The sequence below is a fragment of the Youhaiella tibetensis genome (assembly GCF_008000755.1).
GTDB classification, from domain to species: Bacteria; Pseudomonadota; Alphaproteobacteria; order Rhizobiales; family Devosiaceae; genus Paradevosia; species Paradevosia tibetensis.
In genome coordinates, this window is the sequence record NZ_CP041690.1 from 3,774,794 (window position 1) to 3,795,594 (window position 20,801).

Sequence of the window (20,801 nt, forward strand, 5' to 3'; positions counted from 1 at the left end):
CGGAGACCCGGGGCCTATTGCAGCGCTCCACTCGTATGGAGGTATCCGTGGTTCGATATAGAGGGCGTGGGTCGTGAGCGTCAGTCCTCGAGCACGATCCAGGCCGGGGCGTGGTCGCTGGCGTTTTCGGCGCCGCGGACCTCGCGGTCGACGCCGGCGGATACCAGCCGCTCCTTGAGCACTTCGCTTAGCAGCAGGTGGTCAAGGCGCAGGCCGGCGTCCCTCGGCCAGCGGTTTCGCATGTAGTCCCAGAAGGTATAGACGCGCTCGTCCGGGTGAAGCGCGCGGATGGCGTCGAGCCAGCCCTGATCGACAAGCCGCTGGTAGGCCGCCCGGCTTTCGGGCTGGAGCAATGCGTCATCGTCCCAGGATTTGGTGGGGTAGATGTCGATGTCGGTGGGCACGACGTTGTAATCGCCGGCCAGCACCACGGGCAGGCCGGAGGCATAGAGCTCGGCGGCATGGGCGTGGAGGCGCTCGAACCAGGCGAGCTTGTAGTCGAACTTGGGGCCGGGCTGCGGGTTGCCGTTGGGAAGGTAGATCGAGGTGACGATGACCCCGTTGACGGCGGCCTCGATATAGCGGGCCTGCTTGTCTTCCGGATCGCCCGGCAGGCTGTCGCGGGTCTGGATGGGCTCGGCGCCCTTGGCGAGGATGGCGACCCCGTTCCACGTCTTCTGCCCGCGCCATATGGCGCCGTAGCCGGCAGCATTGATCGCGGCGACGGGAAACTCGGACTGGTTGGCCTTGAGCTCCTGGAGGCAGACCACGTCCGGCTCCGCCTCCTCAAGCCAGGTCAGCAGGTTCGGCAGGCGCCGGTTGACGTTGTTGATGTTGAAGGTGGCGACCTTCATGGCCACTTGTCGGCGACGGCCTGCGCCAGGGTCCTCAGGTGATCGGCGGTCGAAAAGCCAGAAGCCTTGCGCGGCTTGAGGTCGTGGTCGCCGTCTTCGAGCCAGAGGATCGAGATCTCGGGCGAGAGCGCATAGGTCTCGACCTCCTCGCGCGTCCCGAACTGGTCGCGCGTCCCCTGGGCGATGAGTGCGGGCGTCTTGAGATCCTTGAGGTGCGCGGTGCGCAATTGCTCGGGGCGTCCCGGCGGGTGGAAGGGGTAGCCGAGGCAAAGCAGCCCGACGATCCTGCCTTCGGCCAGCATCTTGTCGGCCACCATCGAAGCGACACGCCCGCCCATGGACTTGCCGCCGATGACCAGCGGCGTCTTCGCCGCGAGCGCGGCGATGGCCGCTTCATATTCGGGCATGACCTTTTCGGCCTTGGGCGGCGGTTTGGGACCATCGGGACCACGGCGGCTCGCCATATAGGCGAACTCGAACCGCGCCACGCGAAATCCCGCCTCGGCCAGCGCTTTTGCCGCCGCGTTCATCGAGCCCGAATCCATGGGCGCGCCCGCGCCGTGGGCGAGGAGGATCGTAAGGGACGCGTCCTCCGGCCCATCGAACAGAAATTCGGTCATGCGATCTTGCCCTCGGCGGCCATGGTTATGTCGATGAGGAAGATGCCGCGCGCGGCGAGCTTCCCCCAGGCGGAATCGGGATCTATGGCGACATAGCGTGCCCAGAGCGCCCGGGCCTCGCCAAGCGCGCCGCTTTCGAATTCGAGCGCGGCGAGGTTGTAGATGGGGTCGGCATAGTCTGGATCGATCTCGATGGCGCGGGCGAGGTGCCGCCGCGCCAGGTCGGCCCGGCCGCGATCCTTCCAGAGCGAGCCGAGATTGAACCAGGCCTCGACGAACTTCGGATCGAGCTTGATGGCCAGCGCATAGGCGTGCGTGGCCTCCTCGACGTCTCCGGCCTTGCGCAATGCGTTGGCGCGATTGAAGGCGGCGACGGAATCGCCGGGCTCCATGGAAAGGTATTGCGAATAGAGCGAAGCGGCGCGGGCGAACTCCCCGCTCGCCTCGGCGGCCTCGGCCAGCTCGAACGCGAGGTCGGCATCGGCCTCTTCATCTTCGAGCGCCAGGAACTTCTGGCCGTCGATCTTGGAGAGATCGTCCCCGTCGCGCCGGTAGATGGTGTCGTCGCCCTGCGAGTGCAGCGAAACGGCGGTGAGCGAGGAGACCTTGCCGGCCAGTTGCACCGAGCGGGCGATGGCCGCCCAGCCGGTACCGGCATTGAGCAGCGCCGCATATTTGCGGGCGAGGATGAGGTCGCGAAAGGAATACGGTTCGGCGCTGTGCTCGAAGGCGTCAAAGAGCGAGAGCAGGTCGAAGGCGCGGGGATCGAGCCGAGCCTGATCGAGCAGCGACTGGCGCGAGAGCGAAGCGCCCTGCTCCTTCTTGAGCGCTCCCAGCCGACGCCGGAACCCGGCTTCGCTCAGAAGCTCGGCTCCGCTGGCCTGCGCGGAGGCATAAAGCGCCTCGATCTCGGCATCGCTCTTGTCGAGCAACTTGCGGCCGAAGAGTACATGCGTGGTCTGCCGCGTGAGGCCGCGCCGGACGATGCCGCCGCGCCGTGTGACGTCGCGCACCGCAAGCCGCCTCGGAAAGGCCACGAGGCCCCCAAGGATGCCGAAGGTTGCGCCTTCGAAGATCATGCGGCGTCAGGCTTTCTTCTTGGCTGCAGGTTTTGCGGCAGCGGCCTTTGCCGGAGCCTTGGCCTTGCTTGCGGCGGCCTCCTTGGGCTTGCTCTCGGCAGGCGGCTTGCTCTGGGAGAGGCTGGCCTTCAGGGCATCCATGAGGTTGATGACATTGCCGCGTTCCGGCGCCTCGGCGATGATCGGCTTGTGACCCTTGAGCTTTTCCTTGATCATCGCCATGAGGGCCACTTCGTAGCGGTCCTCGTAGTCGGCCGGGTTGAACTCGGTTTCCTTCTGCTTGACCAACTGCAGGGCAAGGGCCAGCATTTCGGGGTCCGCTGCGGCGTCCGGGATATCCTTGAAGTATTCGGTGGTGGCGCGCACCTCGTTGGGATTGCGCAGCACGGAAACGAACATGCCCTTGTCGCGCGCCGAAATGGTGATGACGCGCTCGCGGCTCGAGAGTACCAGGCGCGCAATGGCCAGCTTGCCGGACTGGCGCAGCGCCTCGCGCAGCACGATGAAGGTTTCCTCGGCCATGGCCCCGTCGGGCGCCAGGTAATAGGGGGCATCGAGATAGACGACATCGACGCTGTCCTCATCCACGAACGCCTCGATGTTCATGGTGTGGCTGGACTCGATCTTGACCGCTTCGAGGTCCTTGTCATCGATGATGACGTACTGGTTGTCCTCGTACTGGTAGCCCTTGACGAGGTCGGAGCGCTCGACCAGCCCCAGCTCGGGATCGACCGGCTTCATGTTGATCCGGTTGTGGGTGTCCTTATGGAGCTGGTTGAAGGTAATGCGCTCGCTGCTGCTGGTGGCCGGGTAGAGGCGCACGGGGCAGGTAACGAGGGAAAGCTTGAGGTATCCCTTCCAGGAAGAACGCGGCGCCATGCTTGTCTCCTACGCGACAACAAAATGGAACAGGCTACTTACCGATCGGGTTCCAGGTCTGAGGCGTACTCATCGATATCCGCCCACGGATCCCCGGAACTATTTAGAATTTGAGGCAAAGAAGAGTAGTTCAATTCTTCCGGGGCGTCGATGGACTCAAGCTGGTTCCAGTTAAGAGGAGTTGAAGCCGGCAGCCCCGGGCGCGCCCGCAGGCTATAGGGCGCCGCTGCCGTCGCGCCGCGCGCATTGCGGTGGAAGTCGATGAAGATACGGTTCTTGCGCTTGTCCTTGGCCATGTTGGCAACGAAGGTGTCGCGATCCCCCGCCGCGATCGCCTGCGCCATGGCTCCGGTGGCCTTGTGGACGGCCTTCCAGTCGAGCCGCGGCCTGATGGGGACGACGACGTGCAGCCCCTTGCCCCCGGATGTTTTCACGAAGGCATTGAGCCGCACGCTTTCGAGCGCGGCCCGCACGCGCCGGGACGCGTCAACGATATTGCGCCAGGTGATACCCTCGCCCGGATCGAGATCGAAGACGATGCGATCGGGCTTTTCGAGGAGCGCATGGTGGCAGCCCCAGGTGTGGAACTCGATGACGCCGAACTGGGCGAGCGCCAGGTAACCCTTGGGATCTTCGACGCTGAGATATTGCCGTGCCTCGCCATCCGAGTTGATGGCATCGAACGCGCCCACCGACTTGGGCATGCCCGAGAACGGGTGGCGCTGGTAGAAGATGTCGTCGGCCTTGCCCGAGGGGCTGCGCACCAGCGTGACCGGCCGCCCCATGATGTGCGGCAGCATGAAATCGCCGACGAGACCGTAATAGACGGCCAGATCGAGCTTGGTCGGACCGTCGTCCCCGAAGAGGCGCCGCGTGGGATTGGTGATCGAGACGGAGGCGAGGTCTGCATCCGAGATCAGGCGCTTGCGCTCCGGCCGGTTGGTTTCGAGTTCCGGCTCGATCAGCCCCATGAAGACGGCGTGGCGCAGGCTGCCGTCATTGGTGCGGTTGGCGAAGTGGACATGGGCGGAATAGACCGGCTCAACGCGGACGAGATCCTTTGGCGCGCGGGCCAGCGGCGCCCCCGCGGCGACAAGCGGCTCGAGCTTTTCGAGCAGTTCGCCCAGCATGTGCGCGTCAAAGCCGGTGCCGACCTTGCCGCGATATTCGAGCTTGCCATCGACCATTTCGCCCAGGCCCAGGGCCCCCAAGCCCCCGGCCGCTTCCGAGCGGGTGAACCCGACGATGAGGAAGTCGCCGACCTTGCGCGCCTTGGTCTTGACCCAGGTGGCGGTGCGCGCTTCCTCGTATCTGGCATCGGCACGCTTGGAGACGATGCCCTCGAGACCCTTCTCGGTCGCAAGGGCGAGAAGGCCTGCCCCCTCGCCCTCGAAATGGTCGCTGTACTGGATCGCCGACTTCCCCGAGATGATCGGGCCCAGCAGGTCGGCCAGCAACTGCTTGCGCTCGATCAGCGCCACGTTCCGCAGGTCGTAGCCATCAAGGTAGAGAAGGTCGAAGGCGAAGAACGTGAGGTCGTGGCTGCGGTTCTCGGCCAGCGCCTCCTGGAGCGCGGCGAAGGTGGTGACGCCATCGCTGCCGACCACCACCACCTCGCCGTCGATCACCGCCTGCCGGCAGGGAATCTGGGCGAAGGTATTGGCGAGACGCCGGTAGCGGTTGGTCCAGTCGAGCCCGGCGCGGGTGATGAGCCGCGCCTCGCGGTCTTCGAGGAAAGCGATGGTGCGATAGCCATCGAACTTGATCTCGTGGAGCCAGCGGGTCTTCTCGCCCGGCCCGGGCGGCGGATCGGCGATGGCCGTGGCCAGTTGCGGCTGGATCTTCGTGGGCATCGGGGCGGCCACGGCCCCCTTGAGCTTGCCGGGTTCGAGCTTGACCGGCCTTTTCGGCCTGGGCGGCGCGGGCCGCACTTCATCGATAGTGAGGCCCGACTTGACGCTTTGCGGGCGCGTTTCGAGGATGTTCTCGCTCGTCGAGGCAGCGGGATCGTGCTCCTTGAAGAACAGCCAGTTGACCTTGTCAGGGTCCTCGCCCGGCTTGGGCTTGAGGCGCTTGAGCATCCAGCCGCCACTGAGTTTTTCGCCGGCAAGGCGGAACTTGAAGTCGCCGGTGCGGAACGCCTCCTCGATATCGCCCATGGGCGCCCAGACGCCCCGGTCCCAGACGATCATGGGCCCGCCGCCGTACTCGCCCTCGGGGATTACCCCCTCGAAGTCGAGGTATTCGACCGGATGATCCTCGGTCTCGACGGCAAGGCGCTTGTCGTCCGGGTTGAGCGAGGGACCCTTGGGCACGGCCCAGCTCTTGAGGACCCCATCGAGTTCAAGGCGCAGGTCGTAGTGGTGGGACGTCGCGCCGTGTTCGTGGATGACGTAGCGGTTCCCGCCCGGCTGCGCGGCGCGGCCCGACGGTTCCGGTGTCTTGGAAAAATCCCGCTTGCCGCGGTAGGTGTTGAGCTGCGCCATGGCGCAAGCTAACCATTGCCGGCCCGCGCGCGCAATCGCGGCAAAAGCGGGCTGCGTGGAGCGCCAAACTCCGCTAACCTCTTCATTCAACACGAGGAGGTCAGCATGGCGGGCAAGATTCGGATCGGTGTGGGCGGCTGGACCTACGAGCCCTGGCGCGGCACGTTCTATCCCGAGGGCTGGCCCAGAAGCGCGAGCTCGAATATGCCGGCTCCAAGCTCTCCTCGATCGAGATCAACGGCACTTTCTACGGCTCCCAGAAGCCGGAGAGCTTCGCCAAGTGGCACGACGAAACGCCCGACGACTTCGTCTTCACGCTCAAGGGCACCCGCTATTCGACCAACCGGCGCGTGCTGGCGGAGGCCGGGGAATCGGTCGAGCGCTTCATCTCGAGCGGCATCCTCAACCTCAAGGACAAGCTCGGCCCCATCAACTGGCAGATGGCCGGCACCAAGAAGTTCGACCCCGACGATTTCGAGGCCTTCCTCAAGCTGCTGCCCAAGACCCATGAGGGCAAGGCCCTCCAGCATGCCGTGGAAGTGCGCCACCCCAGCTTCCGCGTGCCCGAGTTCATCGCCATGGCGCGCGAATATGGGGTCGGGGTGATCCTGGACGCCGACGGGGACTATCCGCAGATCGCCGACGTCACGGCCCCCTTCGTCTATGTGCGCATCATGGGCACGAGCGAGGACGAGACACTGGGCTATTCGCCCGCCGCGCTCGACACCTGGGCGGCCCGCGCCAGGGAATGGGCCGGCGGCGGCAGCCCCGAGGGGCTCGAATACGGCTCGGACGAAAAGGCCGGCAAGGCCGACCGGGACGTCTACCTCTACGTCATCAGCGGCTTTAAGGAACGCAACCCGGCCGCCGCCATGGCCCTGATCGAGCGCGTGGGCTAGTAAAAGCTCGCCACCAGCAGCACGGCGCCGAACGCGAACACCGCCACGGCGCCGGCCAGTTCCAGCCACCAGAAGACGCTCGAGGCCACCCCTTCCCGCTGCGCCAGCAGGCGCCGCGCCACGTCCTTGGCCGAAACGGCAATGGTGGCGAGGATGGCGACGGTGATGAAGGTGCCCAGCCCCATCAGGAACACCGAGAAGATGCCGACGGCGAGCAGACCCTGGCTCAGCGCGAAGACCAGCACCACCAGCGCCCCCGAACAGGGTCGAATACCCACCGCCAGGACGACACCGAGCTGTTCCCGCCAGCCGCCTTTGATCTGTTCGGGGGTCACGAAATGCTCGCCGTGATCGTGCCCGGCATGGTCGTGGTCGTGATGATGGTCATGATCATGGTGATGATCGTGGTCGTGGTGGTCATGTTCGCCCTCGTGAAGGTGCCCATGTGCCTTGGCGGCGAGATTGGCGTGCTCGTGGCTATGGCTATGGCCCCAACCCATGAGCTTGCGCACGATGAGCCAGGCGCCCAGCAGCATGACGAGTGCGTATGAGGCGACCACGATCCAGTTGGCGGCATCGCTCATGGCGAGCGAGGTCATGCGCAGGCCCACCGCCGCCACGAGGATGAAGGCCACGGCCACCAGCGACTGCATCATGGCCGAGGCGAAGCTGAGAGCGATGCCGCGCCGAACCTGGGATTCGTTGGCGAGGAGATAGGAGCCGATGACCACCTTGCCGTGCCCGGGCCCGGCAGCGTGGATGATGCCGTAAAGGAAGCTCAGGCCCCCCAGCACGATGAAAGCGGTATTGTCGGTCTTGAGACGGCCAAGCGCGGTGGTCAGCATCGCGTAGAAGGCGCGCTGCGCATCGGCGATCCACTTGAAGACGCCGACCTGGGGCAGGTAGTTGCTCTCGGACGGCGGGCCGCCGAAGGGCGCCGGCTTGACCTGCGCCACCTGTGTCACGGCCTCGAGCGCGGTCTGGGGCGTCGGTGGCACCGGCGCGGCGACGCCGGCTTCGTTGCAATGGACGAGGATGGCCCCCTGGACGCCGCGTACCGCCTTTTCGAGGTCGGGCGGCAATTGGGTGACATCGGCCGGCAGAGCGTAAAGCTCGTCCGCCAGCGCCGGGTCCATCTCCTTGGGCGGGTCCATGGTGACCCCGCACCCGGCCGGAGCGTTTTCGAGCGTGACCTTGCTCGTGTCGGCAAATGTTATGGCGACGTAGTATTCTGGGTCCGCAACGGCGACCTCGAGCGTATCCTTGATATGATAGGGCTGGTCGGGACGGATGGAGAAATCCAGCGTCGTCTGCTTGCCGTCATAGGTGAAGCGCGCTCCGGGCAGTTCGGAGAACTTGAGGTTGAAGTCGCCCTCGCCGGCGAAGGTGTAGAACTCGTATTCGGACAGCCCTTTCATGTTGTCCGAAGTGAGCTCGGCCAGCTCGTCATCGCTGAGCTTGCCGTCGTTATTGGTGTCGAGCCCCTGGACCGACCAGGAGGAGAACGCCTCGTCGAAGGTCCACGTATTGTGGATGGCGCTGACCGCGCCGCTGTCGTCGAAGACGATCTGGGCCTTCGCATCGATGAAGATGTGGGGATGGGCCAGCGCAGGAGCGGCATTTGCCGCCAGAGCCAGGGCGGCAAACAGGATAGTACGCGCGTTCAGAGCAACCTCCCCGACGACCCGCCCCGTCAATGCACGGGATGGATTTCGAACCACTTGACCAGGTGATCGATCAGCGCGCGCACCTTGCCGGCCAGATGCCGGCGGTGGGGATAGACGGCCTGCAACGTCTGCCCCGTCGGTACGCGATCGGCAAGCACGGCCTCAAGCTTGCCCTCTTCGATCACCGGTTCGGCGAGGTACGATGGCAACATGGCAAAGCCAAGGCCGGCCACCGCCGCCTGGCGCGCCACCAGGGGCGAATTGCACCGCACCGGCCCGTTGACATGCACCGAAACCGTGCGCCCGTCTTCGACGAACCGCCAGTTGGCCTGGCCCTGCAGGTTTATGTCCACGATGCAGGGCAGCGAGCGCAATTCGTCCGGGTTCCTGGGGACGCCGACCTTGCGCACGAGCGCGGGCGAGGCCACGACCATCACCTTCATGTCGGCGATCTTGCGGGCGATGAGCGAGGAATCGGTCATGGTCGAGATGCGCAGCGCCACATCGATCCCTTCATCGACGAGGTCGACATAGCGGTCCTCGAGGCGCAGATCGAGCGTCACCGCCGGGTGGTCGACAAGGAAGGCGAAGATGGCGGGCGCCAGGGTGCTCTCCCCGAAATTGCGCGGCGCCGAGACGCGCAGCAGTCCGCGCGGCTCGCTGGTCTGCTCGGAGATCGAGGCGTCCAGGTCATCGAGCTGCTGGAGGAGTTGGCTCGCCTCGCGGTAATAGGCCTCGCCCGCCTCGGTGAGCGAGAGCTTGCGGGTCGTGCGGTTCATCAGGCGCACGCCCAGATAGTCCTCAAGATCGGTGACATATTTGGAAAGCAGGGCTTTCGAGCGCCCGTGCTGGCGCGCGGCCGAGGAGAATCCGCCAGCGTCGAAGACCTGGACGAAGGCGCGGATACGGGCAAGATCCTGGGTCAATCCGCTGCGCTCCGTTTCTCCGGCTGTTCGCAAAACGCATAGCTTATTCGCCCGGAGCGAACAACAACGGGTCTTGGACGGCAAGCGATTAACGGTAGGATTGGCTATCGTTCGACAGCATCAGGGAGTTCGGACTATTTTCGCGCCTATGTCCAAACCCAGTTCCCGCTCAACCCTTTACCGGCTGATCGAGGCCGGCCAGCTCGCCCACAAGGCGCTGCTGACCCCGCTCGTGGAGCGCGGCCTCGAGCCGGGCGACGACGCCGTGCTCTTCATCCTGGGCCGGGCCGGCGTGACCGAGGAAGAACTGGCCGCCGAACTCGGTTTCTCCGAGGAAGCGCTCGAGCGCCGCATCGCCCGGCTGAGCGAACGCGAACTGATCGCCCGGCAGGCGGTCGGCCCCGAACTGCAGCCCGGCCTCGCCCTCACCGAACGCGGCGAACGCATAAAGGCAGTGCTGGCGGGCAATTGGGAAGAACTCGAGAACGCCCTGCTCGGCGAGCTGGGCAAGAAGGAGCGCAAGGGACTGGAAAAGGTCCTCAAGCGCTTCGTAGAGCTGCTGCGGCTCTAGGGACCACGATCTTCCCCGGGCGAAGACCCGGTCCAAATTCGTGGCGCAAATTACAGTTGCCGGATCAAGGCCGGTGTGGCGCAGCGCCGACCGCTACGCCCCCGGGCCGCGCCCTCAATCCCCCTTGCGGGACATCTCGATCATGCGCTGCACGGCCATGCGGGCCGGCTCGATAATGGCAGGGTCGACGGTCACTTCCTCGGTGCCGGTGTGCAGGGACCAGAGGATGTTTTCGAGATTGATGCGCTTCATGTGCGGGCAGATGTTGCAGCCGCGCAGGAAATCGACATTGGGGTTCTCGGCGGCAACGTTGTCACTCATCGAGCACTCGGTCACCATCACCACGCGCGGCGGCTTCTCGGTCTTGACCCAGTCGATCATGCCTGCAGTCGAGCCGGCATAGTCCACCGCCTCGATGACCTCGGGCGGGCACTCGGGATGGGCGATGATCTTGGCGCTCGGATAGGCGGCGCGCAGTTCGGCGATGTCCTCGGCGGTGAAGGTCTCGTGGACCTCGCAGGCGCCGGCCCAGGTGATGATCTTCTTGTGCGTCTTGCGGGCGGTGTTCTGGGCCAGGTACTGGTCCGGGATCATGATGACCGTGTCGCCCTCGACGCGATTGACGATGTCGAGCGCGTTCGAGGAGGTGCAGCAGACGTCCGTCACCGCTTTGACCTCGGCGGAGGTATTCACATAGGTGACGACCGGCACGCCCGGGTACTGAGCGCGCATCGCCATAACGTCCTGGGCGGTGATCGATGAGGCGAGCGAGCAGCCGGCGCGGCTATCGGGGATCAGCACCCGCTTTTGCGGATTGAGGATCTTGGAGGTCTCGGCCATGAAGTGCACGCCGCACTGGATGATGGTCGACTGGGTGACCTTCGTCGCTTCGATCGCCAGCTGCAGGCTGTCCCCGACGATGTCGGCGACCCCGTAATAGATCTGCGGCGTCTGGTAGTTATGCGCCAGGATCACCGCGTCCTTTTCCTTCTTGAGGCGGTTGATCTGGTGGATGAGGGGCGCGAAGAACGGCCACTCGATCTCGGGAATGCGGTCGCGCACGCGGTCGTAGATGGGCGCGGTCTCGGTTTCCACGGCCTTTGAGAACTTCAGGTCGAAGCTCTCCGCAAGGATGGCGCGAGCCTCCTCGAGCGGGGTCATGGCGTTGATCAGTTGAACCATTCCGGGTGCCCTCCACCGGCGCAAATCGCGTGCGGAACGTAGGTATATTTTTCGCCCGTTTCAATGAAGGCCATGCTATTGAGCGGCAAAATCGTTTGCACAATCGGGACCTTCCAGATGCCCCAAGACGCCCCCGCCCTCCGTTCCGTGCTTTCGCTGGCTCCGGTCATTCCGGTGATCATCCTCGATGACGTCGATGCGGCGCGCCCGCTCGCCGAGGCGCTGGTGGCCGGCGGCCTGCCGGTGCTCGAAGTAACCCTGCGCACCCCCAATGCGTTGCGCGTCATCGCCGAAATGGCCAAGGTTCCCGGCGCCATCGTCGGTTCGGGTACGGTGCGCAGCCCGCTCCAGATGGAGCAATCCGTGCATGCCGGCTGCCAGTTCATGGTGTCGCCCGGCGCCTCCCCGCGCCTGCTCGACGCAGCCGACGAGATCGGCATCCCGCTCCTGCCCGGCATCGGCACCCCGACCGAAGCGATGACCGCCTCGGAACGTGGTTACTCGTTCCTGAAATTCTTCCCGGCCGAGGCCATGGGCGGCGCGCCGGTGCTCAAGGCCTTCGCCTCCCCGCTTCCGGACATCACCTTCTGCCCGACCGGCGGCATCGATGTCGAAAAGGCCAGGACCTATCTCGCCCTGCCCAACGTCATCTGCGTGGGCGGCTCCTGGATCATGCCGCAGGATGCCATCGCCTCGGGCGACTTCAAGCGCATCGAGACCCTGGCGCGCGAGGCGGCGGGCCTCAAGAAGCCCGCCTGACCCCATGCCCGAGGTCCCGCCCGATGGCTTGACGCATCTGCGCGTGACCCTGAGCGAAGACGCCTATCTGGGCCCGGGCCGCGCCGACCTGCTGGAATTCATCGCCCAGACCGGCTCGATCTCGGCGGCGGGCAAGCGCATGGGCATGAGCTACAAGCGCGCCTGGGACCTGGTGAAGGCCATGAATGCCGGGTTCGGGCCGCTGGTCGAAACCTCGCGCGGCGGCTCCGAACAGGGCGGCGCCCGCCTCACGCCCGCCGGACAGCAGGTGCTCGGGCACTATCGCGCCATGCAGGACAAGACGCGCGCGGCCATCGCCGCGGACGTCGAGGCCCTGCGCGCCCTCCTGCCCCGCTAGGCCGCGCTCGGCCCCTGGGGCCCCGGATCGTCCCCATTGGCCGCGGGACTTCTGCGACGCAGCCGGTATTCGCTCAGGAGCGTCACCGCGCCCCTCGAGGTGCGCTGCGGCATGGCATCAGCTATGATCTCGGCTATCGGATCAGGATTGCGCTCGGCCTCGGGCTGGAACAGCACCGCCTCGACCACCAGCGTCTCGATCGTTCCGTCTCGCCGCGGTACCATGACGGCCTCGCCGGCCGCCATGCCCAGCATGGCCACGCCGCGCAGCGTTCCGAGCTGGATGGTCATGCCGCGCACCTCATGGCCGGGTTCGGCCACGAGCGTACGTTCCTCGGGCGGATTGGCATTGATGCGATAGCGCACGCGGCTGTTGAGCGTGACCACTTCCGGATCGATATCGCTGCCGAAGACGATCCTGGCCTCATCGAGCTTCTTGCGGATCAGGCCATGCGCCTGATCGCTTCCGCCGCCGGCGAGAAGCATCTGCTCGAGAAACGAGAAGTCCTTGGCAGTGAGGACGATAGCCAATTGATCCCCCTTATGACTGGTGCGTTACGGAAAGGACCGTCAGCGCGTGCTTGCGGGCGTCGCGGGCGACCCAGGTGATGGACTGGCCCTGCGCCAGCCCGATTAGGGCGGTGCCTATGGGCGTGAGCACGGAAATCCGCCCTTCCGAGATATCGGCGTCGGCGGGATAGACCAGCGTCACGGTGCGGTCGGTGCCGTTGTCGGGACGGTAGGTCACGGTCGAGCCCATGCACACCACTTCGGCCGGAAAGTCCTTCTCCGGCACGACGCGGGCGCGCTCGATTTCGTAAAGCAGGTCGTCGGCGGCATCCGAGCTCGTATTGAGCCCGGCCAGCGCCAGCACGGTGAGCTGCTTGTGGTCGGTTTCGCTCAAGACCAGCGAGGGCTTGAGGTCGTAATTGGTCAAAGAGGCCATTGTCGTTCTTCTTTCTATGCGTCTTCAGGCGTCGGCGGACCTTGGCCGCGACAGCCTGACGAATTCGATGTTGGTTTTGATGAGCGCCGATCCAGGTGCGCCACGAAGCGCTGCCTGGTTCCAAACCGTTGGTGTGGATGTGACGAGTTGCCCCTAAGCCCTACGGGCGCTCTTCGCGCGTGGGCCTAGGGCTGAAATCCTGCGACCGGGTGCTCCCGGTAGAGGGTCGCTGCAATGATGAAGCGGTTGGTCGTCATGAAGACAAAGGTAAGGGCCCCCCAGGGAAAGTCAAGCTTGGGGGACTTTTCGGGGCCGGAGCCGCGCCGGTCGGTGATTGAGCCAAGAAGCTTCCCTCCCCCTTGTGGGGAGGGAGACCTGCTGGCGTGATCCGATCAGGCGTCGGGGCGGATGATGCCCTTCTTGAGCAGGATGTTGCCGTAGAGCCGGCGCTCGCCAGTCTGGACGATGGCAAAGGCACTCTCTACCCGATCGTAGAAGGCGAAGCGCTCGACCAGCTTGAGTTTCATGCCCGGCTCGTAGCGGGCGACGATTGCATCGAACTCCTCCATCACCGGCATGCGTTTATCGGGCTCGCCCACCACCTGCATGCCGAAGACGGCATCGTCCACGAAATCGTCGAGCGGCATCAGGGTCAGGATGGCCTCGAGGATATCGGTGGCGGTGTGCCCGTCGAGCCGGACGACCTCGGGGCCGGCGGCCTCGGCCGGATAATTGGCGTCCACGATGGCGATCTCGTCGCCATGTCCCATGGCACGCAGGATGTGGAGCAGATCCGGTCCCAGGACCGGTGGAATTCCCTTGAGCATTTAGCCCTCCCTGAAATTGGTGCTATCCGAAGGGGAACGTGTCCTCGTCCCCCGAAAGCGTCTCGCCGTCCGCGAAGATCTCGGGCTGCGCCCGCGCGAAGACCAGCAATTCGGCCATGACCGAATCGATGTGCCCGCGCATGGCGGCGACCGCCCTTTCCGTTTCCCCCGCCACGATGGCATCGAACACCTGGTGGTGTTCGTCCAGCGAAAGCGCCAGCCGGCGCGGCGTGATGATGAGCCGGCGCGCCCGGTCGAGATTGGCGCGCGCGCTCTCGATGACGGCCCGCACCTTGGCGAAGCGCATGGCATCGAACAGCATCTCGTGGAATTCGAGGTCCTGGGCGTGAAAGCCGGAGCGATCGTCTCGCTCGACCGCCAGCCGCTGGCCGGCAAGGTTGCCGCGCAGGTCGGCGATCAGCGTGTCGTCATGCCGCCCCACCAGCGCCCGCACCGCCTCGCTCTCGAGCGCCTTTCGGATGAGCATGTATTCGCGCACGTCCGCGATCCGCACCAAGGAAACGATCGAGCCGCGCTGGGGCAGGATATCGACCAGCCCCTCCCCCTGCAGGCGCGCCAGGGCTTCGGAAACCGGAAAGCGTGACACCCCGAGCTGGTCGCAGATGGCGTTCTTGTCGAGCACCTCACCCGGCTTGAGCGCCAGCGAGACGATGGCGTCGCGCAGGGTATTGGTCACGTCCGTAGTGACGCTGCCCCGCGCCAGGCTGGCGGGACGCTCCAGAAAATCATAGGGACTCTGCGGGTTCTTCATGCTAACATGTTAGTTGTATCGCGTTGCACTGTCCATCGCGCAGCCACTCCGAAAGCAGCAAGCCAGAACCCTTCCCATGACCGAAACCATGTCCCGTCCGCAAGCCCGCACGCTCGTGCTCAACGCCGCCGACAACGTCGCGGTGGCCCTGAGCAACCTCGATGTCGGCACGATGACCCCGCAGGGCGTGACCACGCTCAAGCGCGTTCCCAAGGGCCACAAATTCGCCACCCAGCCGATCGCGGCGGGCGCCGCGGTGGTCAAGTTCGGCCAGATCATCGGTTTCGCCTCCCACGACATTCCGGCCGGCGAATGGGTGCACGAGCACAATTGCGGCATGGGCGGCGCCGACGGCACCCTCACGCACGACTACGCCTTCTCCGAAGGCGTCGTGGCCCCCGAAATGGTGCCCGAGGCCCAGCGCGCCACCTTCGAGGGCTATCGGCGCGCCAATGGCAGGGTCGGCACCCGCAACTATATCGGCATCCTCACCTCGGTGAACTGCTCGGCGACCGTGGCCAAGTTCATGGCCCAGGAAATCACCCGTTCGGGCATTCTGGACGATTACCCGGAAATCGACGGCGTCATTCCCTTCGTCCATGGCACCGGCTGCGCCATGGATACGGATGGCGAGGGCTATCACATCCTGCGCCGCACCCAGTGGGGCTACGCCTCCAACCCCAATATCGGCGGCGCGCTGCTGGTGGGCCTGGGCTGTGAAGCCTTCCAGATCGGCCGCATGAAGGAAGCCTACGGCATCGTCGACGGCGACACCTTCCAGACCATGACCATCCAGGAGATCGGCGGCACCCGCAAGATGGTGGAATGGGGCGTCGAACGCATCAAGGAGATGCTGCCCATCGCCGCCCGCGCCCGGCGCGAGACGGTGCCGGCATCCGAGCTCACCCTTGCCCTCCAGTGCGGCGGCTCGGACGGGTATTCGGGCATCACCGCCAACCCCGCCCTCGGGGTAGCGGTCGACCTGCTGGTCAAGCAGGGCGGCACGGCCATCCTCTCGGAAACCCCTGAAATCTATGGCGCCGAACATCTGCTCACCCGCCGCGCCGTCAACCGGCAGGTAGGCGAAAAGCTTATCGAGCGCATCCACTGGTGGGAAGATTACACCGCCCGCAACCGCGGCGAGATGAACAACAACCCCTCCCCCGGCAACAAACTGGGCGGGCTCACCACCATCCTCGAAAAGTCCCTGGGCGCCACCGCCAAGGGTGGCTCCACCCCGCTCACAGCCGTCTACGAATATGCCGAGCTCGTGACCGAGAAGGGCTTCGTGTTCATGGATACGCCCGGCTTCGATCCGGTCTCGGCGACCGGGCAGGTGGCGGGCGGCGCCAACGTCCTGGCCTTCACCACCGGACGCGGCTCGGCCTATGGCTGCAAGCCCGTGCCCTCGATCAAGCTTGCCACCAACTCGGACCTCTACCGGCGCATGGGCGAGGACATGGACATCAATTGCGGCGACATCGCCGAGGGCCTGGCCGAGGTCGACCAGAAAGGCGCCGAAATCTTCGATATGATGCTGCGCGTCGCCTCCGGGGAACGGACCAAGTCCGAGGACCTGGGTTATGGCGACAACGAATTCGTGCCCTGGCAGGTTGGCGCCGTCATGTGATGAAAGCGATCCACGTCACCATTTCCGGTCTGGTCCAGGGCGTGGGTTTTCGCGCCTGGGCCGAACGCGAGGCGGTGCTGCGCAACCTCTCGGGCTGGGTGCGCAACCGCCGGAACGGCACGGTGGAAGCCGTGTTCGCCGGAGAAGCGGCGGTTGTGGAGGACATGGTCCAGGCCTGCTGGACCGGCCCCTATTCGGCCATGGTGCGCGCGGTCGACGCCCAGACCTGGACCGAGCCGGTGGAGGATCGGTTCGAGGTGCGCGGAACGGCGTAGTTCGTAGGGGTTTGCGCCGATGCGCTCCAACGACCGATCTAACACACACCCACCTGTCGGAGGCCACCGCCGGTCGTGCCCCATTGCCTCCCTCTCCTTTGTGGGGAAGGATCGAGGGTAGGGGTGGGCAGCAGGCTCAGTGCGTGAGGCCCCCCACCCTTATTCCCTCCCCACGAGGGGGAGGGAGACCTGCTGGCTCAAATGAGTCGCACAGGCAATTAACCGCTGGCCAGACGGTACCCCCAAAAACAAAAAAGCCTCCCCGGTGGAGCCGGAGAGGCGGAAGATCGCGCGGCCCAGAATCAGTTGGTCTGCGGCGCGGTGCCCTGCTGGGCCTGCAGGTTGCGCAGGTTCTGCAGGTAGATGGCGTTGAAGTCGACCGGCTCCATCATCAGCGGCGGGAAACCGCCCTGCTGGGTGATCGAGGCCAGGACCTGGCGGGCGAACGGGAAGATCAGGCGCGGGGCTTCCACCATCAGGAGCGGGGCAAGCTGGGCTTCCGGAATGTTCTTGATGCGGAAGACGCCGCCATAGACCAGCTCGACGTTGAAGAGCAGGTTGCTCTCGCGCTCGGCCTTGGCATCGAGCTTGATCTCGACCGCGTAAAGCTCTTCGTTCTGCTTCTTGACCCCGACATTGATCGAGACGTTGAAGGTCGGCTGGCCGGTGCCGGCCATGATCGAGCCCGGGGCGCCGGGATTCTCGAAGGACATGTCCTTGATGTACTGGCCGATGAGCTGGAAGGAGGGCTGGTTCGCCGGATTGGGTGCTGCCGTAGTCTCGTCGGCCATAGGTTATCGTCCCTTTGGAGAAAAGAATTTGGCAGGCTGGCTAGCACTTTTGCCAATAAGGGACAAGGTTGACCCGCGTCTAAACCCTAGTGTTCGCGGTAATCGTCATCGTCCAGTTCAATGACGCGAGGCCGTTCCTGGCGCGGAGAGGCCGTGTGAACGCTCGCCACGACCGTGGTTCGTTTGGCCATGTGGGCATAGAGCAGGTTGCGCACCGGCGGGATCAGCAGGAGCAGCCCGAGCGCGCTGGTGAAATAGCCGGGAATGACCAGCAGCACGCCGGCCACGAACACCATCATGGCATCGGCGACCGTGCGCGCGGGCATTTCGCCCTGGTTCATGGCAGCGCGCAGCTGCGTTCCGAGGGCCAGGCCGCGGCTCTGGATCACCAGGACACCTAACACCGCGCTCACCACCACGCCCAGCAATGTCGGCCAGAGACCGATGGACTGGCCTATCTTGATGAACGCCGCGATTTCGATCAGCGGGGTCAACAGCATGAGCATGATGAACGAACGCATGGTGCCAATGAACCTCTAGAGGCGCCGTTCACGCCGACGATAAATTTCTCGCCCATTCGTGAACTGGTTTCAGGGTGAAGCTTTCCCTATATATAGGAGCGATCCTGCTATATGCGATCCTTCGCCCACGAAAACCCAGGTTAGTGCCCAATGGACGAGTTCTTCGATCTGCCCACCCTTATCGTCATCGGTCTGGCGATCGTCATCCTGTTCAGGCTGCGCTCGGTCCTGGGGACGCGCACGGGCAACGAACGCTCTCCGATCGAACGCCAGAAGCAGGCCGAGGTCGCCAAGGCGGCAAAGGCCGATGACGGCTCGGTGGTGCAGATGCGTCCGCGCCCGGTCGAGGCCGCCCCCGTGGACGAGGAGCGCCGCGCCCGCAAGCTCGAGGCCGAGATCGAACAGTTCTCGCACGGCGATGCCGAAGTGGCCTCGGGCCTCAAGGCCATTGCCGATGCCGACCCGACGTTCGGCCCCAAGAGCTTCATGGAAGGCGCCAAGGCCGCCTATGAGATGATCGTGACCGCGTTCGCCCAGGGCGACCGCCAGACGCTCAAGAACCTGCTCGACAAGGACGTCTTCGACGGCTTCGCCTCGGCCATTTCGGCGCGCGAGGCTTCCGGCCAGAAGATCGATTTCACCTTCGTGGGCCTGCCCAAGGTCGAAATCTCGGAAGCCGAGCTCGACAAGCGCGCCGCCCAGGTCACCGTACGCTTCAACGCCGAAGTGGTCTCGGCCACCCGCGACAAGGATGGCCAGCTCCTCGAGGGCAATGCCGACCAGGTGCAGGCGATCGCCGACGAGTGGACCTTCGCTCGCAATCCCAAGTCGCGCGATCCCAACTGGAAGCTGGTCGCCACCAACCAGCTCGCCTAGTGCTCTTCGTCCTGCCGGGTGCCGGAATGGCCAAGCGTGGCAAAGGCGGCCCCCCGCTCAGGGACTGGCACCTGTGGACCGAAGTCAAGCGGACCGTCGTCCCGCTCCGCCCGGAGCGGGAGCCGGTTGTTGACGAGCCCGAGGATACCCCCCTCCCGTTGCCGCCGGCCGAGCCGCCCCGCCCGAGCCTGCCGCGCAACTGGACCATCGGCAGCGCCGCTTCCCCCACCCCGCCCGCGCCGCCCTCCGCCGTTTCCCGGCGCACGCCACGCACCGAACGCCCGATAGAGCCCAAGCTGCGCCGCAAGCTCATGCGCGGACAGATGGAGATCGACGGCACCATCGACCTTCACGGCATGCGCCAGACCGAGGCCCGCGCCGCGCTGGTCCGCTTCGTCAATGCCCGGGTCAATCGCGGCGACCGCACCATCCTTGTCATTACCGGCAAGGGCCTCAAGAAGACCGACGAGACGGCGACGGTGATCGTCGAGCGGGGCATCCTGCGCTCCATGCTTCCCATCTGGCTCAACGAGCCCGACCTGGCCCCGCTGATCTCGGGCTGGGGCGCATCGGCCCAGGGACACGGCGGGGAAGGCGCCTTCTATGTCCGCCTCAAGAGGTTCGCGCCATGACCCCGCTCGGCGCCAAGCTGCGGGCGTTGCGCGAGGAGCGCGGCGTCACGCTCAAGGAAATGGCCAAGGCGCTCAATGTCTCGAGCGCCTATCTTTCGGCCCTCGAGCATGGGCGCCGGGGCAAGCCCACCTGGTTCCTGCTCCAGCGCATCATCGCCTATTTCAACGTCATCTGGGACGAAGCCGAAGAGCTCCAGCGCCTCGCCGAACTCTCCGACCCCAAGGTCACCATCGATACCGGCGGCCTGCCGCCCGAGGCCACCGAACTCACCAACCGGCTGCAGAAGGAAATCGCCAGGCTGACGCCCGACGACCTGGCATTCCTGCGCAACGAGGTCATCCGCCGCTCGACGCGCCGCGAGCCTAGCGCTTGAAGACGAAGCGCCGATGGTAGGCGAGATGGTCCTGTGAAGGCCAGTCCTCCTCCTGGTCCGGCAGCCGCAGCTTGAGACCGGGCTGGAGATGCTCGCGCAGCCGATGATCGAGCAGGTCGAGGTTGGCGATGGTCTCGTAGCTGCTCGAAATGGTGAAGTGCCCTGCCCCGAAAGCGCTGCCCAGCGGCGGCCAGAGCGCGATGAAATTGGTGATCGAGAGCGGTGCGCCGGGCGGATTGGGGCGGATGGCCGTGGGAATGGATCCCAGTTCCCCAACCGGCATGGCAATGCCGCTGAGCGCGCAACGCTCGTGATAGCGGCGCATGGTGAGCCGGCTGATATCGAACAGTTCGTGCTGCGTGGGAACATCGAACAGCGCCTGCTGCTCCTCGCCGAACCCGTCCCCGGCCTCGTCGACCCACTGGATGCGTTGCCCGAAGGGAAACGGCGGACACGGCTCGCCATTGGGATAGAGCTGGACCTTGCGCAGCTGCGCCACCAGTTCACCGGGAACCAGCCCCGGCCCCGCGACCGCTTCGAGCGTTGCCAGGCCGCAATAGACCGGCCCGCCGGCCGAGCCCGTTGCCAGGGCAACCACGTCCTCGATGGCGCGGACGATCTCGGGCGCGTCGTCGTGGGCGATGCGAATCAGGTCCTGCCGGCCCAGCAGGTCGAGATCGTCATGGTCGAGCAAGAATACCAGAGTGGACACCGACTACCCCATCGGCAGGACACGTAAGTATCTTCCTGACTTGTCAGCAAAAATCCAGACGGGAAGATGGCCGATGCAATTTTGCGGATTGGGACGGGGCGCACCGCGCGGGCTGGTCGCGCCCGCCGGACCTTGATAGGACTTGCCTCCCCCAAGGGAGAGGAGC

Annotated in this window: 23 protein-coding genes and 1 pseudogene; 9 read left to right on the plus strand and 15 right to left on the minus strand. The window is 65.3% G+C overall.

Features of this window, described 5'->3' with window-relative positions:
- Positions 1-80 precede the first annotated feature (80 nt).
- From xth to ligD, 5 genes are read right to left on the minus strand one after another with little or no spacing between them, the layout of a single operon-like run.
- Positions 81-854, minus strand: a complete 774-nt coding sequence (gene xth, locus FNA67_RS18455) for an exodeoxyribonuclease III (protein WP_147657485.1) — start codon at positions 852-854, stop codon at positions 81-83.
- Positions 851-1,474: an alpha/beta hydrolase family protein gene (locus FNA67_RS18460; protein WP_147657487.1), complete on the minus strand. Its 624-nt coding sequence runs from the start codon at positions 1,472-1,474 to the stop codon at positions 851-853. The genes xth and FNA67_RS18460 overlap by 4 nt, the downstream gene beginning before the upstream one ends.
- The gene (locus FNA67_RS18465; RefSeq protein WP_147657489.1) at positions 1,471-2,553 is read right to left on the minus strand and encodes a tetratricopeptide repeat protein; all 1,083 of its coding nucleotides are present in this window, start codon (positions 2,551-2,553) and stop codon (positions 1,471-1,473) included. The genes FNA67_RS18460 and FNA67_RS18465 overlap by 4 nt, the downstream gene beginning before the upstream one ends.
- 6 nt (positions 2,554-2,559) lie before the next feature.
- Positions 2,560-3,432, minus strand: coding sequence for a non-homologous end joining protein Ku (gene ku / locus FNA67_RS18470; protein ID WP_049706529.1), 873 nt, complete (start codon positions 3,430-3,432; stop codon positions 2,560-2,562).
- Between the two features lie 38 nt (positions 3,433-3,470).
- On the minus strand, positions 3,471-5,918 hold the full coding sequence (gene ligD / locus FNA67_RS18475) for a DNA ligase D (RefSeq protein ID WP_147657491.1): 2,448 nt from the start codon (positions 5,916-5,918) through the stop codon (positions 3,471-3,473).
- Positions 5,919-6,023: 105 nt separating this feature from the next.
- Between ligD and FNA67_RS18480 the strand changes: the two are divergent.
- Positions 6,024-6,817: pseudogene (locus FNA67_RS18480) on the plus strand (DUF72 domain-containing protein).
- Here FNA67_RS18480 and FNA67_RS18485 read toward each other — a convergent pair.
- Both FNA67_RS18485 and FNA67_RS18490 read right to left on the minus strand, forming a co-directional pair.
- On the minus strand, positions 6,814-8,514 hold the full coding sequence (locus FNA67_RS18485) for a HoxN/HupN/NixA family nickel/cobalt transporter (RefSeq protein ID WP_170267363.1): 1,701 nt from the start codon (positions 8,512-8,514) through the stop codon (positions 6,814-6,816). The pseudogene FNA67_RS18480 and the gene FNA67_RS18485 overlap by 4 nt on opposite strands.
- On the minus strand, positions 8,511-9,410 hold the full coding sequence (locus FNA67_RS18490) for a LysR family transcriptional regulator (protein ID WP_147657495.1): 900 nt from the start codon (positions 9,408-9,410) through the stop codon (positions 8,511-8,513). The genes FNA67_RS18485 and FNA67_RS18490 overlap by 4 nt, the downstream gene beginning before the upstream one ends.
- A gap of 148 nt (positions 9,411-9,558) precedes the next feature.
- On the opposite strand from FNA67_RS18490, the gene FNA67_RS18495 reads away from it, so the two are divergent.
- Complete coding sequence (locus FNA67_RS18495; protein ID WP_049706534.1) at positions 9,559-9,981, plus strand: hypothetical protein; 423 nt, start codon at positions 9,559-9,561, stop codon at positions 9,979-9,981.
- Between the two features lie 114 nt (positions 9,982-10,095).
- Here FNA67_RS18495 and nadA read toward each other — a convergent pair whose 3' ends face one another.
- Complete coding sequence (gene nadA / locus FNA67_RS18500; RefSeq protein WP_049706535.1) at positions 10,096-11,163, minus strand: quinolinate synthase NadA; 1,068 nt, start codon at positions 11,161-11,163, stop codon at positions 10,096-10,098.
- 117 nt (positions 11,164-11,280) lie between these two features.
- On the opposite strand from nadA, the gene eda reads away from it, so the two are divergent.
- Positions 11,281-11,922: a bifunctional 4-hydroxy-2-oxoglutarate aldolase/2-dehydro-3-deoxy-phosphogluconate aldolase gene (gene eda / locus FNA67_RS18505; RefSeq protein WP_147657497.1), complete on the plus strand. Its 642-nt coding sequence runs from the start codon at positions 11,281-11,283 to the stop codon at positions 11,920-11,922.
- Between the two features lie 4 nt (positions 11,923-11,926).
- On the plus strand, positions 11,927-12,280 hold the full coding sequence (locus tag FNA67_RS18510) for a winged helix-turn-helix domain-containing protein (RefSeq protein WP_049706536.1): 354 nt from the start codon (positions 11,927-11,929) through the stop codon (positions 12,278-12,280).
- Here the strand turns inward: FNA67_RS18510 and FNA67_RS18515 are convergent.
- From FNA67_RS18515 to FNA67_RS18530, 4 genes are all read right to left on the minus strand, one after another.
- On the minus strand, positions 12,277-12,810 hold the full coding sequence (locus tag FNA67_RS18515; protein ID WP_147657499.1) for a hypothetical protein: 534 nt from the start codon (positions 12,808-12,810) through the stop codon (positions 12,277-12,279). The genes FNA67_RS18510 and FNA67_RS18515 overlap by 4 nt on opposite strands.
- A 10-nt stretch (positions 12,811-12,820) precedes the next feature.
- Positions 12,821-13,225, minus strand: coding sequence for a nucleoside diphosphate kinase regulator (gene rnk / locus FNA67_RS18520; RefSeq protein WP_147657501.1), 405 nt, complete (start codon positions 13,223-13,225; stop codon positions 12,821-12,823).
- Positions 13,226-13,617: 392 nt separating this feature from the next.
- Positions 13,618-14,052: an RbsD/FucU family protein gene (locus FNA67_RS18525; protein WP_147657503.1), complete on the minus strand. Its 435-nt coding sequence runs from the start codon at positions 14,050-14,052 to the stop codon at positions 13,618-13,620.
- 22 nt (positions 14,053-14,074) lie between these two features.
- The gene (locus FNA67_RS18530) at positions 14,075-14,824 is read right to left on the minus strand and encodes a GntR family transcriptional regulator (protein ID WP_147657505.1); all 750 of its coding nucleotides are present in this window, start codon (positions 14,822-14,824) and stop codon (positions 14,075-14,077) included.
- Between the two features lie 76 nt (positions 14,825-14,900).
- Here FNA67_RS18530 and FNA67_RS18535 point away from each other — a divergent pair, with 76 nt between their 5' ends.
- Both FNA67_RS18535 and FNA67_RS18540 read left to right on the plus strand, forming a co-directional pair.
- Positions 14,901-16,454, plus strand: coding sequence for a UxaA family hydrolase (locus FNA67_RS18535; protein ID WP_244616390.1), 1,554 nt, complete (start codon positions 14,901-14,903; stop codon positions 16,452-16,454).
- Positions 16,454-16,729, plus strand: a complete 276-nt coding sequence (locus FNA67_RS18540; protein WP_147657507.1) for an acylphosphatase — start codon at positions 16,454-16,456, stop codon at positions 16,727-16,729. The genes FNA67_RS18535 and FNA67_RS18540 overlap by 1 nt, the downstream gene beginning before the upstream one ends.
- A 302-nt stretch (positions 16,730-17,031) precedes the next feature.
- Here the strand turns inward: FNA67_RS18540 and secB are convergent, their stop codons facing one another.
- Positions 17,032-17,520 (minus strand): protein-export chaperone SecB, encoded by a 489-nt coding sequence (gene secB / locus FNA67_RS18545; RefSeq protein ID WP_049706542.1) that lies wholly within the window; start codon positions 17,518-17,520, stop codon positions 17,032-17,034.
- 86 nt (positions 17,521-17,606) lie between these two features.
- Complete coding sequence (locus FNA67_RS18550) at positions 17,607-18,041, minus strand: FxsA family protein (RefSeq protein ID WP_147657509.1); 435 nt, start codon at positions 18,039-18,041, stop codon at positions 17,607-17,609.
- Between the two features lie 150 nt (positions 18,042-18,191).
- Between FNA67_RS18550 and FNA67_RS18555 the strand changes: the two genes are divergently transcribed.
- Genes FNA67_RS18555 through FNA67_RS18565 form a run of 3 tightly spaced genes read left to right on the plus strand, consistent with a single transcriptional unit; the run spans position 18,192 to position 19,923 of the window.
- Entirely contained in the window at positions 18,192-18,917 is a 726-nt protein-coding gene (locus FNA67_RS18555; protein WP_147657511.1) for a Tim44/TimA family putative adaptor protein, read from the plus strand.
- A 26-nt stretch (positions 18,918-18,943) separates the two neighbouring features.
- Complete coding sequence (locus tag FNA67_RS18560; protein WP_147657513.1) at positions 18,944-19,549, plus strand: Smr/MutS family protein; 606 nt, start codon at positions 18,944-18,946, stop codon at positions 19,547-19,549.
- A complete protein-coding gene (locus FNA67_RS18565; protein WP_147657515.1) occupies positions 19,546-19,923 on the plus strand; it encodes a helix-turn-helix domain-containing protein in 378 nt (125 codons plus the stop codon). The genes FNA67_RS18560 and FNA67_RS18565 overlap by 4 nt, the downstream gene beginning before the upstream one ends.
- On the opposite strand, the gene FNA67_RS18570 is transcribed toward FNA67_RS18565, so the two are convergent.
- A complete protein-coding gene (locus FNA67_RS18570) occupies positions 19,913-20,635 on the minus strand; it encodes a hypothetical protein (protein WP_147657517.1) in 723 nt (240 codons plus the stop codon). The two genes, FNA67_RS18565 and FNA67_RS18570, sit on opposite strands and share 11 nt — an antisense overlap.
- Between the last annotated feature and the right edge of the window lie 166 nt (positions 20,636-20,801).

Excerpts from the sequence above, each read along its gene's own strand:
- FNA67_RS18465 (WP_147657489.1), bottom strand. The coding sequence starts at position 2,553 with ATGATCTTCGAAGGCGCAACCTTCGGCATCCTTGGGGGCCTCGTGGCC.
- FNA67_RS18460 (WP_147657487.1), bottom strand. The coding sequence starts at position 1,474 with ATGACCGAATTTCTGTTCGATGGGCCGGAGGACGCGTCCCTTACGATC.
- FNA67_RS18540 (WP_147657507.1), top strand. The coding sequence starts at position 16,454 with ATGAAAGCGATCCACGTCACCATTTCCGGTCTGGTCCAGGGCGTGGGT.
- FNA67_RS18510 (WP_049706536.1), top strand. The coding sequence starts at position 11,927 with ATGCCCGAGGTCCCGCCCGATGGCTTGACGCATCTGCGCGTGACCCTG.
- FNA67_RS18555 (WP_147657511.1), top strand. The coding sequence starts at position 18,192 with ATGGACGAGTTCTTCGATCTGCCCACCCTTATCGTCATCGGTCTGGCG.
- FNA67_RS18525 (WP_147657503.1), bottom strand. The coding sequence starts at position 14,052 with ATGCTCAAGGGAATTCCACCGGTCCTGGGACCGGATCTGCTCCACATC.
- secB (WP_049706542.1), bottom strand. The coding sequence starts at position 17,520 with ATGGCCGACGAGACTACGGCAGCACCCAATCCGGCGAACCAGCCCTCC.
- FNA67_RS18550 (WP_147657509.1), bottom strand. The coding sequence starts at position 18,041 with ATGCGTTCGTTCATCATGCTCATGCTGTTGACCCCGCTGATCGAAATC.
- rnk (WP_147657501.1), bottom strand. The coding sequence starts at position 13,225 with ATGGCCTCTTTGACCAATTACGACCTCAAGCCCTCGCTGGTCTTGAGC.
- FNA67_RS18530 (WP_147657505.1), bottom strand. The coding sequence starts at position 14,824 with ATGAAGAACCCGCAGAGTCCCTATGATTTTCTGGAGCGTCCCGCCAGC.
- eda (WP_147657497.1), top strand. The coding sequence starts at position 11,281 with ATGCCCCAAGACGCCCCCGCCCTCCGTTCCGTGCTTTCGCTGGCTCCG.
- ku (WP_049706529.1), bottom strand. The coding sequence starts at position 3,432 with ATGGCGCCGCGTTCTTCCTGGAAGGGATACCTCAAGCTTTCCCTCGTT.
- FNA67_RS18560 (WP_147657513.1), top strand. The coding sequence starts at position 18,944 with ATGGCCAAGCGTGGCAAAGGCGGCCCCCCGCTCAGGGACTGGCACCTG.
- FNA67_RS18495 (WP_049706534.1), top strand. The coding sequence starts at position 9,559 with ATGTCCAAACCCAGTTCCCGCTCAACCCTTTACCGGCTGATCGAGGCC.
- ligD (WP_147657491.1), bottom strand. The coding sequence starts at position 5,918 with ATGGCGCAGCTCAACACCTACCGCGGCAAGCGGGATTTTTCCAAGACA.
- FNA67_RS18565 (WP_147657515.1), top strand. The coding sequence starts at position 19,546 with ATGACCCCGCTCGGCGCCAAGCTGCGGGCGTTGCGCGAGGAGCGCGGC.
- FNA67_RS18535 (WP_244616390.1), top strand. The coding sequence starts at position 14,901 with ATGACCGAAACCATGTCCCGTCCGCAAGCCCGCACGCTCGTGCTCAAC.
- xth (WP_147657485.1), bottom strand. The coding sequence starts at position 854 with ATGAAGGTCGCCACCTTCAACATCAACAACGTCAACCGGCGCCTGCCG.
- nadA (WP_049706535.1), bottom strand. The coding sequence starts at position 11,163 with ATGGTTCAACTGATCAACGCCATGACCCCGCTCGAGGAGGCTCGCGCC.